Genomic DNA, 15,227 nt, shown 5'->3' with positions numbered 1-15,227 from the left:
ATGGCCAAACGACGCAAGCTTGAAACGCCCACCGCCGAAACCCTGTCCCAACTCGAAGACGAGTTTCGCCGCGAAACCGGGGCCCGTTCGCCGCTCTCGGCCCCCATCGCACAGGTCGCTGCCGACAGCGTGCAATCCGCTGATCTCCGGTCCTCCGAGGAACGCGCGCGAGCCGCGCGGGATCGGGCCGATGCGGGGCGGCTGCGGGATGCGGAGGAGGCGGGGCGTCTGATCCTTGAAGTGCCGCTCGAAGACATCAATCCCATTGCGATGATCCGCGACCGGATGGTGATCGACGCCGAGGACCTCGAGGAACTCGGGCGCTCCATCCTTAAGCATGGCCTGCGGATGCCCATCGAGCTTTATGAGCTTCCCAACCCCGGTGACGGCCCGCGCTATGGCCTCCTGTCCGGTTACCGCCGCTACCGCGCGACCGAGAACCTGCGTGAGATGTTTCGCGGCGAAACGCATACCACGATCCCCGCCGTGATCCGCGACCCCGAGGTGCTGGGCGGCACCTTCGTCGCGATGGTCGAGGAGAACGAGGTGCGGGCCGAGCTGTCGCATTTCGAACGCGGCCGGATCTCGGTCCTGTCAGCCCAGCAGGGGGCTTTCGTGAATGTCGAGGCTGCCGTCGAGGCGCTTTTCGCCTCGGCCTCCCGCGCCAAGCGGTCCAAGGTCCGGTCCTTCGCGCTCATCTTCGAGGAGCTAGGCGACATGCTCCAGTTCCCGGACATGCTGCGGGAGAAGGAAGGGCTGCGACTGGCGACGGCGCTACGATCCGGCGGGGAAGAGCGGCTGCGCACGGCGCTGGAAGGGGTCCGCGTCGAGTCGGCGGAGGAGGAGCGGCTGCTTCTCGACACGGTCCTGACCGAGCTTGAAGCGACCCGGGAAAACACGCCGCGCGTCGGCCGCCCGCCGCGCACCTCGGCCGGCCGGACGCGGGTGACGGACACCGACATTTCGATCGCGATCGAGCGGGAAGGGCAGGACTGGATCCTGCGCATGACCGGGGACCGGCTGTCGTATGACGTGATGAGAACGCTTGCGGACGAGGTCAAGCGGCTGATGTCCTCGCCGAAACGCTGACGTTTCGCGGCGAAACGTGGGTTGGATAAGCGGCGCTTTACGTTTAAATTTGGATAGTAAAGCGCCGCTTCGACAAATCAGGCGTTTCGCTCTGCTCGCAACGAAAGCCCGGAGAACTGCGCGCGCGTTTCGGCATCTGACAAGTCGGGGCGAAGCCCGGCTGCAACCGCGCAACGCTTGATCAGACGGGCCACGTGGCGGTCGTTCAGGCGTCCTTCCAAGGCCCGGGTCCCGTCACGCGAGCAGCGCCGAAAGAGCGGCCCGCTGTCGATCCGGGAGAACCGAAGCCAGAGGGCGAGCGCCCTCTGGGGGCAAAGGTCGGGTTTCGCTGCGCAGGGTATGTCTCGCGTCGATCCGGGCAAGATCAGGGTCACATGGGTCGCCTGCACCTTCACATGTCCCCGCGCGTCGCCATCCGCGTCCGGAGTTGCCTCCGACACAAGATCGAGCCCGACCAACTGGCCGCGCCCGAGGCCCGCCGCGTGACCAAGGCAGAGAATCGCCCGGTCGCGCATTCCGCGCAGGTCCCGGGGCAGGGTGGCGACCATGGCGGCGACATCGTCTTCGCTTAGGGCATCCTTGCGGGCCGGATGGTGGTCTTGCGGTTCTGAAGGACGAAGCCGGCGCAGGGTCGCGTCCTCGAGCGGCATCCCGCGCGCGGCGAAACTCCAGCGAAGCCCCGCGAGCCGCCGGTCGATGCTGGGCGGGCTGAGGGTCCCGTGGAGGCTGTCGACGTAGGCCGCCAGGGCCTCGGGATCGGGCGGCAGGGGCGCGGTCCCGGTGGCGCGGCACCAGCGGGCGTAGTGGGTCCAGTCGGCGGCATAGGCCTTGGTGGTATTGGCGCTTGGCATCGGAACCTCGGGTTTGGGGAGAGGGTAGGGCGCCAGGGCGCGCGACGCAAGATTATTGGACATAAAGCGATACACCAAAGCGCGGCGGTTCAGGTGCGAAATAGCTTGGAAAAGCGCCGGGATGCGTTAGGCTTCCGGGAGACGGAGAGGGAAACCGAGAGATGCTGTCCGATGACGATATCCTAGCGCGACAGCCCGGTTGGGTCACGCGGGGCGGGGCGGAATCGCTGGAGGATGTTGCGTTTTTGTCGGGGGCGGCATTGGCGCGGCTCGACCTTGCCCTGCGGGCCGAGGGCGGCGATGGCCGGGGCGCGGCGCAGTGTCCCGGGGCGCTTCTGCGGGACCGGCGGGCGCTGGCCGCTGCCGAGGTCGCGGTGCGCCGTGCGGGGCGCAGGGAGACGGCGCGCGAGTTGCGCGATGCGGTTCATTTTACGCAAGAGGGCGACAGCCCGGGACCCGCGGGTGAGGTTCTGTCGCGCTGGCAGGCGGCGGTGGCGCGGCCCATCGGCGTGGCGTCACTTGCGCGGGTGCTGCCGGGCGTCGACCGGGAAGCGATCGCCGAGATCCTCGACCGGCGCGCCACGGGCGGGCCAGTGGCGCAGGCGGCGGCGGGTTTCGCGGCGATGGTCGCCGCGCATCCTGGGGACGAGACCGGGGCCTTGATCCTGGCCGAGGCGGTGCTGGCGCGGGCGCTTGGCTGGTCGCATATCCTGCCGGTGCTGAGCATCGATCTGCGGCCCAGGGCCTTTTCGCAGAGGGGTGACGATTTGCAGCGGGCGTTTCATGTGGCAGTGCGGACCGGGGCGCTGGCCACGCTGGGGCTGGCGTCGGAGCTTGGCGAAAGCGCGGCGCGGTTGCGCGAGGTCGCGCCGAAGCTGCGGGCCAAGACCTCGGACGAGGCGGTGGCGATCTTCCTGCGGCAGGATGCGGTGGCGCCCGCGGCACTGCCCATGCCGGATCGGGCGGCACGGCGGCTGTGTGACAGGCTGGTATCGCTGGGCGCGGTGCGCGAATTGACCGGGCGCGACAGCTTCCGGCTTTACGGGTTGTGACGATGGCGGAAATGGACCGGGAGCTTTCGGACCTGCCGCCCGCGCTGCGCTGGCAGGAGTGGATGCGGCGGGTGGAGGCTGTGCTCTTCGCGGCCTCCGGTCCGGTCGCGCGGGAGGACCTTGCGCGGGTGGTGGGGGATGCCGTCTCGGTCGAGTTGATCCTTGGCGATCTGGAAGCCGCCTATGAGGAGCGGGCCTTTACCGTTGCGAAGGTCGGCGAGGGCTGGATGCTGCGCACCCGTCCCGGATATGCCGAGGCGGTGCGGGCGGCGGCCCATGTGGCAGACCGGGCGCTCGACCTGAAGGAGTTCGACGTCGCGGTGCTGGCGGCCATCGCCTATCACCAGCCGATCACGCGGGAGGAGTTGGCGGAGATCTTCGGCAAGGAAATCGGCCGGGAGGTGATCGGGCGGCTCCATGACCGGGGGCTGATCGGCACCGGGCCGCGCGCGCCGAAACGGGGCGCGCCCTATACCTTTGTCACGACCGAAGGTTTCCTCGCGGCCTTCGGGCTTGGCTCGCTCCGGGACCTGCCGGAGTGGGAGGCGCTGGCCGATGCCGGGATCGTGGGGCAGGGGTAGCCTCGACCGGCAGGGCCCACCTGCTGTGTCATCCCCTCCGGTGCGAGTGACTGTGGCCGGAATGCCGCATCTGGGACCGGCCGTCCCGGGTGCGGGCTGGCGGCCTGAACCTGCGTTTGTCGCCCGGGATGCTAGCCTGACAAGGGGCTGAAACGGGCCTTTGTCCTCCCTGTGCATCGGAGGGGACGGGGGCGTTAACCATTTTTTGCATCTGCCGCGCGAATTTCTTACCGAAGAATCAAATTGTTCTAGTCAGATCAACGCGGTCTCCTGTAAACCCGGGAGCGAGCAGGGGTAAACGCACCAGTATTAGTAGGTGCGCTCGAAAAGTGAGGCAGGGATATGGCGCGGGATTACGCGAGCGATACGGCTGAGTCCGGAACGGAAGTCGATATCGCGCAGGGTCTTGTGCCTTTGGAGCCACGGGTCCTGATGGACGCGACGCTCGGCTGGGACATCTCGGGCACGGATCAGGTGGTCACGCTGGTCTCCGGCGTTCACCACATGATCGAACAGCAGATCGCGGATTACGGCGACTTCCTCGATCAGTTCGATGCGCTTGCCTCCGGTGCGCTCTCCACGCTCGACGTGCTGTCCGAAGCGAATGCGGCGGCAGGGACCGAAAGCTCGGCCCGTCTGGACGAGATGATCGGCACGCTGCGCGATGCGATCGCGGAACTCCAGGCCGGGTCGCTGCGCTCGATCGAGGGGCTTCTGGGCGATCAGGGCGGCGACACCTTCGAGGCGGCGCTGGCCGAGGACATCAACGATGCGCTTGCGCCCTTCTGGACGAACCCGGCGGATACCGCGCGCCCGATCACCGAGGCCGATATCGCGGCCACCTTCAATCTGGCGACGATCACGGGTGACACGCTGTCCACCGCCATTGGCGACCTTGTCGATGCCGTCATGGCCGATCCGGCGGATTACGAGGCCAAGGGGCTCGATGCAGCGGAACTGCGGGCCGCGATCGACACGGCGTCGAACGCCTATTTCGAGGCGCTGCTGGGATCGGGTTTCGAAGTGCGGCTCGAGGACATCGAGGTGGGGGGCCAGTCGCTGGTCGCCTTTGACCAGAACCTGACCGATCCGACGCGGGTCGATGTTGAGGTGACGCTGCCGGGCATCGCCTTTGACTTCGATGCGCTGTTCGACTGGGCGGCAGGGGCCGGGGCGCAGGGCTTCGACCTTGATTTCGACTCGCCCGCGCTGAGCTTTTCCTTCCAGATCGGGAGCTATGTGACCCCCGGCACCGGTAATGCTATCGACGGCTTCGGGATTCATATCGACGAGCTGGACTTTGCTCCGCTGGCCGAGTTCGGCGGCGTTCTGGACGTGTCCGGGATGACCGATCCGCTCGTGCTCGGGATGCTGTCGCTTGGCATCGACGCCATTTCCACGGCGGAGATTCGGGTCGAGGTGGGCTTCGGGGCGGGCACCGACCTTGGGGTTGGATACAGCTTCGCGGGCGGATTCGACTGGTTCGGTGACGCGGTGGACTTCGACGTCACGCCGATGATCCGAGAGGTGGGCGGCGCCGACTTCGAGGAAGTGGCGGACGACACCGCCTATGCGCTGGCGCAGATCGACCTGTCCGGGGCGCTCGATTTCTTCTCGTCGGCCGAGGCCGATGCGACCGAGGCGAGCTATGGCTTCGCCATGTCGCTCGCCCTGTCGTCCACGCTGTCGTCGGGCACGCTGGCGGCGGATGCCTCGGTCGCGGACCGGCTTCAGAAATTCCTCGCGGATGCGCAGGTCGGGATGGAAGTGGACCTGTCGGGCAGCGTCGCCGACGCCGAGTTGCGCGCCACGCTGGAAGACGCCATCGAAAGCCTCGCCGCGATGGGGATGGATCAGGTCTCGGCCTTCCTGTCCGATCTGGGCGCGGTCGTGTCGGGCATGATGCGTTCGGCCATGTTCGACGTGGACATTCCCTTTACCGATATCGAGATTGCGACGCTGCTCGGCGGGATCGGTGACATCTTCTCGTCCTTCGACGATCTCTTCCATGTCTCGACCGAGGGTCTGGGCTTTGGCGTGAACGACACGACCATGTTCCCGATTCAGGACGAGGTCACGGAGATCAGCTTCGACTTCGATCCGGCGAGCCTCGCGGGCGTGACGGGGTTCGACCTTCGGGTGCTGACCTCGGCCTCCACGGGGCTGACGCTGCCCATCGACGTGGCCGGGGATGCGACCCTGTCGGACCCGGACGCGAGTGACGAGGACAAGGCCGGGGCGCTCGCCGCGCTTTTGAACGCGGCGCTGTCGGCCTATGGCTATGCCGTTGCGGCGGTGGGGCTGGTTATCACGATTTCCTCGCCGGGCGGGGCGGGCACGGTGAATCCGGTGGCGATCACCGGGGCACGCAAGCAGGACGGGAGCCTTCTGACGTCTTTCGGCTTCGATACGCTGGGGCTGGACGAAGGGTCCCTTTACGATGCGACGGGCACCTTCCAGACCGTTCCGGGTGGCTATGGCGTCACGCTTCTGGGCGACACGGCGGGGGCCTTTACCCTGAGCGGGTCGACGCTGACCCCTTCGGCGGGTTTCGTCGCGGCGGTCGAGGGACAGGATACGCTGACCTTCCAGATCGAGGTGGACGGCGCGACGGTGGACATCACCGTGGACGAGCCGGAGACCGGCTGGCTCAATGCGGCGGGGACCGGGGCGAACCTGCTCACGATCCTGACGGCGCTGCGCACAGGCATTGCCGAGGCCGATCTGCCGCTTCAGCTTCAGGCGGGGCTCACCGCAGGCTTCGACGGGATCACGCTTCAGGTGACCGAGACCGACTATGGCCTGCGGCTCGTTCCGGCACAGACGGGGAGCTCCACGCCGGGGCCGGATTTCGCGGAGACCATGGTCGGCGTCGAGCAGCTTGTCTTCAGCGCCGAGCGGGGTGGCGAGGTCATCGACATCATCGTCGAGAAGCCTGCGAGCGGCTGGTATGACGCAGGCACCAATGAACCCAACCTCCAGGACATCGCGGATGCGATCATGGCGGCGGTGGGCGATGTGGGCCTGCCGGTCGAGGTTACGGTGTCGGGCGGGGCGCTGACCTTCGCGGTGGAAGACGACGCGCAGGAGGCGATCAAGTTCGGGCTCGATCCCGAGAAGCTGACGCGGGCCTTCGACCTTGCCTCGCTGATCGAGTTCGTGAACGTCAAGCTCGCCGGGATCGAGGGCATGGGCGATGCGACCCTGCGGCTGACCGAGGACGGCGCGCTTGTGCTGGGGCTCGAGGAGCTCACGGTCGATGCCAGCATCGGGACGGGCGACGGAAACGCGAGCTTCGATCTGTCCGGGGTTCCGGTCGCGGGTCTCGCCGATCTGAGCCTGTCGGCGCGGCTGTCGGCGGCAATGACGGCGACGTTCGGCACCTCGGTCGGGATCGACATTCTGGGCTTTGCCGCCGGGCTTCTGGACAAGGCGGCGGCGGAGAGCCCCGAGAACGCGCTGGCCGCGCGGCGGGAGATCGAGGCGGCCGAGGACGAGACCACCCTTGCCAAGACGCTGGGCAAGGCGCTGTCGGACAACGTCTTCTTCCTCGATATGGGGCTGTCGGTGGATATCTCTGCCGAGGCGACCAACATCACCGGGAGCGCGGACCTTGGGATTGCGGGCCTGCGGGTCGGGGCGTCTGATGCCTCCCAGAACTTCATGATGCTGGACACCCAGTTCGACATGACCGTGGTCGGCACCGATGCCGACGCGATGTTCAACGACCGGGTGAGCCTGACCAATATCATCGACGCGTTTCTACATACGGATGCGGATGGTGCGGGAGACATGGCCGGGGGGCTCAACCGACTGGTCGGGCGCACGGACCTTCAGGGCGGGATCGTGACCGATGGGGCGGGTCATGCGTTGACTGCGGGTGGCGATGCGGCGACGACCGCAGACGCGGTGCGGCGCGTGGATGCCGATGCCTATGTGGTGGGGGCCGACGAGGTCCTGTCGCAGATGTTCATCCAGCTCGGCGACGTGAAGCTGGACGTGGTGGGGATTTCCGGGATCAACGAAGGGATCCTCGACGGGGTTTCGCTGTCCATCGACGATCTCACCGATCCTCTGGCGGGCTTCGGCTGGGATCTGCTGGGGCCGGGGGCCGAACAGGTCCGGGCGCTGACGACGCTGGGCGAGGGCGATATCCTCGACAGTCTGGAGACCATCCTCGACCTCGTGTCGCTTACCGGGGAGGCGCTGAAGGAAAAGCTGCCCTTCCTCGACCAGAACATTCCGCTTCTGAACTTCTCGCTGCTCGACACGATCGACTTCGCAAAGGACCTGACCGAGCAGATGCAGGAGATGCGCGACGAGCCGCAGGTGGGGCTCGACAAGCTCGACGCGATGCTCGAGAGCGTCTTTGGCGAGGATACCGTGACGCTGTCGTGGGATGCCGATGCCAAGGTGCTGGGCTTTGCGCTGTCGTTCCGCTTCCTCGAGGATTACTCCGAGGAACTGCCGTTCAACTTCGACCTGAAGTCGCTGATCGGGGATCAACTGGCCAGCATCGTCGGCGCGGATGCCGCCGATATCCTGACCAACCTTGCCGACGTGCGCGGCGACGGGGCGCTGATCTTCGATCCGGACCTGTCGATGGACTTCGCCTTCGGGCTCGACCTGTCGCAGGTGCTTCTGGACGCGCCGGAGCTTGCCACGCTCGACACCGCGCTGACCGGGCTTGGTTCGGTGTCCAACCTGGTGCAGTCGGCGGAGGGTGCGAACGACCTGCGCATCCGCTGGAACGATGTGACGACGGGCCAGTCGAAAACGGTGAACGTGGATACCGAGGGGGCCGAGACGCTGGGCGATCTCGTGACCCGGATCAACGACGCGCTGCAGACGGCGGTCGGAACGCACGTGAGCTTCACCTTCGATCCGGCGACCGGGCAGATCACGCTGGCCGATGGGAACAGCTTCCTGATCGACGCCGAGGACGTGACGGCGATGTTCGGGGGCGAAACGGCGCTGGCCGAGGCCGCAGAGCCGGCCGTTCCGGGCGATTTCGAGCCGGCGGTTCTGGCGCTTGATGCGGGGTTTGCGGATTTCGGCGCGGCGCTGTCGTTCCATATTGCCTTCGGGGCGGATGGCGACAGCCTTGGCGCGGGCGGCGACGTGGTGCTGGCGGCGGATGCCGGGCGGGACACGGCGGAGGCGCTGGCCGCGGCGATCAACGCGGCGCTGGATGCGCTCGACATCGACCGGCGCGAAGTGGCGGCCACGTCGGTCGGCGGCTGGACCCTGCCCGCGAGCCAGCTGGTGCGGGCCGAGGTGATCGGCGACGTGGTGACGCTGGTCGGCACGAATTTCGCGCAAGCCATCGGCAAGGACGCCATCGTCTTCGGCGTGTCGGGCGTGGATGTGTCGCACGAGGTGCGCTTCACCGTTACCGAACTTGGCGGGTCCAACGCGGGCCGGATGCTGGGGCTGACCGCAGACGGGTTGCCGCATACCGGCGACATGCTGGGCGAGGCGCTGACGGAGAGTCAGACGCTGGGCAAGCCGCGGCTCTTCCTCGACACCGAGGCGACCGGGCTGAGCCTCACGCTTTCTGCCGGGGCGGAAAATGGCCTTAACCTCAAGCTCGCACTGGGGCCGCTTTCGGTCGGCGTGGTGAACGGGACCGCGATGCTGACCGCCGGGCAGGGCAGCACGGATCCGGCGCATGTGAATGTCGGTTTCAACGACGTGGACGGGGACGCGCACGACGGGGAATACAACCTCGCCGATCTGATCGACCTTGCCACGGACAGCGGGCGGTCGTTCCTCGACCTCATCAACCTCGACGTGGCGGTGGGTCTTCTGATCGACCTGCCGTTCCAGGACAACATCGGTTTTCTCAACCCGGCGGATCACGGGCTGCGCTATGACGCGGACCTGATCACGACGGGGGGCGCCGTGGACCTCGCCAGCTTCGTCTCGGACCCGCTCGCGGCCTTCTCGGGCGACGTGATCGCGCTGTCGCAGGGCGAGGGGATCACCGGGGACTTCACGCTGAACCTCCCGTCGGTGGCGGATATCACCGCCTTCCTCGCGGATTTCAACGTTCTCGCCTTCCTCAACGATCCCATCGCGGTGCTCGACGGGCTCGACATGATCCTGAACCGGATGCAGTCGATGTTCGACGAGTATCTGGGCAACATCACCCTGCCGGTGGTGGGCGATGCCATCGGGTCGGCGGTCACCTTCTTCGATGACTTCCGGTTCAACGTTCTGGAAAGCGTGCGGGTCGCGGCCGAGACGCCGAAGGCCGACGGCTCGATGCCGACCACCGTGGACCTGATGACCGGGTTCCTCAACGACAAGCTGAACGAGTGGTTCAACGCGGGCAATGAGCCGATCACCTTCATTCAGGCGGCGTTGAACACCGACGGGGCGCTGGACGAGAGCTATCTCTACGGCACGATCAACTTCGGCGCGACGATCTTTGACGAGATGCTCGACATCGCCTTCGAGCTGGGGATTCCGGGCTTCGAGCTGGATGTGAAACAGGGCTCGCGGGTGCGCGTGGCGCTTGATTACACGGTGAACCTTGGCTTCGGGCTGAACAAGAACGGGTTCTTCCTGCTCAACGACACCGACCATGACGAGATCACCATTGGCGTGCTCGCGGACGCGGGCAGCTTCCAGGGCTCGGCCAAGCTTCTGGGCGTGCTGGGCGTCAATGCCGACGCGGTGACGGAAGAGAACGGGAGCTTCATCGGCGAAGGCAACGGCGAGGGCACGGCCAAGGTCTCGGCCACGCTGGGGGCGGCACTTTACGGCGATCAGGGTCTGACCATCGTGTCGCCGGGCGACGCGGTCGGCGCGGACGAGATCGCGATGGACCTGTCGGGCATTCAGGCCAAGACCGGGGCGGGGGCCGACCTCGATTTCGAGAAGGCGCTCTATGTCACCAAGATCGACGCCTCGCAGCTGATCGCCTTCAGCTTCACCGCCGATATCGACATCCAGATCGGGCTGGAGGCCAACATCCTCGACCCGACGACGGGGGACCCGCTGCTCATCGCCGGGTCGCCGCTGATCCCCTCGGTGCGCACCGAGCTTGTGGTGGCCGGGCACTACGCGAGCCTGAGCGGCGAGGGCTTCGTCTTTGACGAGCTGTCGTTCAAGAACGTGCGGATCGACGCGAACGTCATCTACGAGGCCTTCATCGAGCCCATCGTGACGCCGATCAAGACCTTCATCGACCCGCTGGCCGATGCGCTTGGCTGGCTCAACGAGGTGCCGTTCAGCTTCGTAACCGATGCGCTGGCGGCGGCCTTCCCGATCTTTGGCGTGGTCAAGTCGATCAGCGACACGATCATCCAGATCGACCAGTTCGTCGATACCCTCGACGCGACCGGCGGGCAGTTCATCTTTGGCGACTTCGACCTGATTTCGTCGGTCTCGGGCGACGAGGCGGGTGGCGCACGTGGCAGCGGTGGCGGACTCGATGCCTCCACCGCGACGCGGGACACGGGAAGCGCGACGCCCACCTCGGGGTCGAACGGCAATCCCTTCGGTGTCTTCGGCAATCTCAAGCAGGGCTTCGCCATCGAGATCCCGCTGCTGTCGGACCCCTTCTCGGCGATCAACCTGCTGACCGGGAAATTCGATCAGGTCGACCTGATCAAGGTGCACGCGACGCTTCTGAACCTCGATTTCCCGCGCACGAGCCTTGTCGATCTGATGCTGAACGAGATCGGCGCACCGGGTTGGGTGAGCGACATCATCTCGGGCGCGTTCCGCTTCGAGATCGGGGCCCATGCCTATGCCGGGCTCACGGCGGGTTATGACCTGTCGGGGATCGTGAACTTCGTCAACACGCTCGATCCCGAGCGGCTTCTGGACGGGGTTTTCCTCGATGCCGGGCCGTTCCTCGACCTGGGCTTCGACATCTATGCGGCGCTGAACCTTGGCATCGCCGGGCTGGAAGCGGGCGGCGGGGCGAATATCGCGATCTCGTTCAACGACCCGAACGACGACGGCAAGCTGCGCATCCCGGAGCTTGTCGCGATCCTCGACGCCTCGATCGACGATCCGTCCAAGACGCTCGGCTATCTCTTCGAGGGGCGTTTCGACGTCTATTTCTTCCTCAAGGTCTGGGCCGGGATTTCCATCGACCTCGGGCTTTTCTCCATCGACCTCAAGTGGCGCCATACGGTGGTGGACATCAACGAGTCGCTGACCTTCGGGGGCTTCGAGCTGCCGCCGCGCGTGGCGGGCGATATCGCGGCGGGCGAGACCGCGATCCTTGCAGTCGGGTCCAACATCGGCAACTCGATGTCGAACCTCACGCAGGATGGCAACGACCGGATCACGCTCAGCGGGCCCAATTCACCGATCCAGGTGCAGCTCACCAACCAGCAGGGCAGCCTGTCGGGGAGCTTCAGCGAGGACGCGGGCGGGATCATCATTCCGGCGGGCAATGGCGACAACACCGTGGACCTGTCGGGGCTTTACACCAGCGGCGCGGGCAAGCCGGTCGTGGTTTACGCCGGAGACGGCAACGACACGATCAAGCTGCCCGACAACGGGATCACCGTGGTCTTCGCGGGGGCGGGCAACGACCGGATCACCTCGGGCCCGAATGCCAAGGGGACCTATGTCATCTTCGGCGAGGCCGGGTCCGAGACCGTGGACATCAAGGGCGGCAACGTCATCTTCATCGGTGACAGCGACATGGGGATGCGCGACGTCTTCCTGACCGAGTTCGCCACCGGCGGGCTGACCGATGCGAAGGTGCGCGCGCTTCTGGGTATCAATGCCGATGGCACCGTGACGGGCGCGGGCGCGCAGCAGAACTACAACGGGACCGACGCGAACGGGAACGCGGTGAAGCTGAGCCTTGCGGGCGTGCTGGCCGACTACACCCGCGCGACCCAGATCAAGGCGGCGAGCGAGGCCGAGACCGTGACACTGGGCGGCGGCAACCATGTCGTGCTGACCGGCGGCGGGGCGGACAAGATCATCGCAGGGTCCGGCGCGACCGGAGTGATCCGGGTGCTGTCGGGCGCGGGCGACGACACCGTGACCATCGCGGGCGGTGCCGATGCGCTGGTCGAGGGCGGCGCGGGGAGCGACCGGCTCGAAACCAATGCGGCGGTTTCCACCCTCTGGGGCTGGGGCGCGGCGGCGGGCGAGGCCGGGCAAACCGGCAACGCCGGGATCGACACGCTGGCGCTGCGCGACGGGACCGACGTTCTGGTCGGCGGCGCCGGCAACGACACGCTGCACGGCCAGTTGGGCAACGACCTGATCGTGGGCGGTATGGGGAATGACACGATCACCGGCGGCAAGGGCGTGGATATCCTCGTCGGCGGGCTTCTCGACATCACGACGGTCGCGGGCGCGCAGGTGCTGACCATCGACGACTTCGACCCGGTCACTTATTTCGGGCAGGCGGTGATCCTGTCGGCGCGTGACCTTGCCGATGGTGACGATGTCATCCGGGGCGGCACCGGGGCGGACCTTCTTCTGGGCGGCGGCGGTGGCGACACGCTGTCGGGCGGCGACGGAAACGACGCGGTGGTGGGCGATTTCGCCCAGCTCACCGTAGCGCAGAACCTGCTGATCGAGAGCGTCGACACTCAGTACGACACTTCGCTCAATGCCGGCACCGATACGCTGGGCGGCGATGCGGGCAACGATATCCTGATCGCGGGCGGCTCTTCGGCCGGGGCCGAGACGGTGATCGACCTTCAGGGATCGAACACGGTTCTGGGCGACTTCGGCATCCTGCGCGGGGCGCGGCTGTCGGATGCGGTGACCTTCGCGCAGTCGAAGTCCTCTTCGGCGGGCGGCGACGATATCGTGACCACGGGCGAGGGCAACGACCTCGTCATCGGGGGCGAGGGCAACGACACCCTGACCACCGGGCTGGGCAGCGACATCGTGCTGGGCGATCTTGGCACCATCGACGTGATCAATTCGACGATCACCGGGATCGTGACGGCGCATGACGGCGACGACATCATCACCGTGGGCAATGGCACGGGCACCGACATCACCGACATCGTGATCGGCGGCGCGGGCGACGACCGGATCACCGCGGGCTCGGGCGGGCTCATCCTGCTGGGTGACAACGGGGTGCTGACGCTCGATCCGGCGGCGCTTCTGGCAGCGCGGAGCTATATCCCGCCGGGGCCGGGCGCGACGCCGGAAGACCTCGAGAACGACGCGCGCATCCGGGCACAGATCGCGGCGGTCGCCAAGATCAGCGCCGATGCCTCGGACGCGAGCGACGGGGACGATACGGTGAACGCCGGAACCGGGTTCCTCAATGCCGTGATGGGCGGCGGGGCGGACCATGTGACGCTGTCCGATGCCACGAGCTATGTCCTTGGCGATAACGGCAGCATCGAGATCCTCGACGACGGCGTGCTTCTGACGGCGGTTTCTGGCGATTATGCCGGAGACGATACGATCATTGGCGGCGCGGGCGATGACCTGATCATCGGCGGGCTTGGCGCGGATACGATCTCCTCGACCGATGGGGCCGATGTGATCCTGGGCGACGACGGCACGATCCGCCACTATCGCGACAGCGCCGATGATGGCGATGTGGCCGAAGCGACGGGAACGACCGGCGGGGACGATGTCGTGACCATCACCGCCGGTGCGGCGATTGCCCTACTGGGCACGGGGGCTGACCGGCTGACCGCCGGGAACGGCGGCGTGATCGGGCTGGGCGATACCGGCACGGTGACGCGCCGGACCTCGGGCACGACGGTCGCGACCACGGCGGAAGGCACGGGAGTGGACACGCTGACCTCGGGCAGTGGCGACGACATCCTCATGGGCGGCGACGCGGGCGACGTGATCGACGGCGGCGACGGCGACAACGTGATCCTGGGCGACTTCGGGAGCTTCGACAGCGCGGGCACGCTTCGCTCCGACTGGAGCGCGCAGGATGGCGACGACAGCGTGACCGTCGGAAACGGCGACAACCGGGTGATCCTTGGCGGTGGCGCGGATGGCGCGACGCTTGGTAATGGCGACAACCGGGTGATCGGTGACGCGGGCGCGATGGACTGGACCTCGGGCGAGGTGATCGAGACGCTCGACGACGACAAGGGCGGCGCGGACGCGATCACCGGCGGGAACGGGGACATGGTCGTGCTGGCGGGTGTCGGCGGCGACACGGTCGACCTGGGCGACGGCGCGCATAGCGTGCTGGGCGATGCAGGACGTTTCGACGCGGCGGGAACGCTGACGTCGGACGTGACGGCGGGCGACGGCGACGACGTCGTGACGCTGGGCCACGGCGGATCGCGGGTGATCCTTGGCGGCGGCGCAGACAAGGCGACGCTGGGCAATGGCGACCACCGCGTTCTGGGCGACTACGGCACGAACGACTGGACCGGGGACGAGGTTCTCACGAGCCTCTCCGAGACTCTTGGCGGTGCCGATGAGATCACGACCGGCACCGGCGACGATGTGGTCTTCGGTGGCATGGGCGCCGATGTGCTTCATGTCGGCGAGGGCGACAATGCGGTGCTGGGCGACGCCGGAGAATGGGAGGCCGTGGGTCGGCTGACCTCGGACTGGCTGGCGACGGATGGCGACGACACGGTCACCTCGGGCGCGGGTCAGGACCGGGTGATCCTTGGTGGCGGGTCGGACACGGCCGAGCTTGGCGACGGCGACAACCGTGTGCTGGGCGA

Annotated in this window: 5 protein-coding genes; 4 read left to right on the top strand and 1 reads right to left on the bottom strand. The window is 67.0% G+C overall.

The features are described from left to right. Positions 1-1,089, top strand: a complete 1,089-nt coding sequence (locus KJP29_RS00025; protein ID WP_218461488.1) for a ParB/RepB/Spo0J family partition protein — start codon at positions 1-3, stop codon at positions 1,087-1,089. A gap of 77 nt (positions 1,090-1,166) precedes the next feature. On the opposite strand, the gene KJP29_RS00020 is transcribed toward KJP29_RS00025, so the two are convergent. Further along, the gene (locus KJP29_RS00020) at positions 1,167-1,940 is read right to left on the bottom strand and encodes an integrase (RefSeq protein WP_218461487.1); all 774 of its coding nucleotides are present in this window, start codon (positions 1,938-1,940) and stop codon (positions 1,167-1,169) included. 161 nt (positions 1,941-2,101) lie between these two features. Here KJP29_RS00020 and KJP29_RS00015 point away from each other — a divergent pair, with 161 nt between their 5' ends. The 3 genes from KJP29_RS00015 to KJP29_RS00005 all read left to right on the top strand — a co-directional run. Then, positions 2,102-2,992, top strand: a complete 891-nt coding sequence (locus KJP29_RS00015) for a DUF1403 family protein (protein WP_218461486.1) — start codon at positions 2,102-2,104, stop codon at positions 2,990-2,992. A 2-nt stretch (positions 2,993-2,994) separates the two neighbouring features. Beyond that, entirely contained in the window at positions 2,995-3,573 is a 579-nt protein-coding gene (locus tag KJP29_RS00010; RefSeq protein WP_218461485.1) for an SMC-Scp complex subunit ScpB, read from the top strand. Between the two features lie 342 nt (positions 3,574-3,915). Continuing rightward, positions 3,916-15,227 (top strand): calcium-binding protein (locus tag KJP29_RS00005; RefSeq protein WP_305067312.1); only part of this gene is annotated, 11,312 nt, incomplete at its 3' end.

Source organism: Maritimibacter sp. DP1N21-5, from assembly GCF_019218295.1.
Lineage (GTDB): Bacteria > Pseudomonadota > Alphaproteobacteria > Rhodobacterales > Rhodobacteraceae > Maritimibacter.
This window is presented reverse-complemented; position numbering and strand designations above follow the sequence as displayed.

Excerpts from the sequence above, each read along its gene's own strand:
- KJP29_RS00025 (WP_218461488.1), top strand. The coding sequence starts at position 1 with ATGGCCAAACGACGCAAGCTTGAAACGCCCACCGCCGAAACCCTGTCC.
- KJP29_RS00020 (WP_218461487.1), bottom strand. The coding sequence starts at position 1,940 with ATGCCAAGCGCCAATACCACCAAGGCCTATGCCGCCGACTGGACCCAC.
- KJP29_RS00015 (WP_218461486.1), top strand. The coding sequence starts at position 2,102 with ATGCTGTCCGATGACGATATCCTAGCGCGACAGCCCGGTTGGGTCACG.
- KJP29_RS00010 (WP_218461485.1), top strand. The coding sequence starts at position 2,995 with ATGGCGGAAATGGACCGGGAGCTTTCGGACCTGCCGCCCGCGCTGCGC.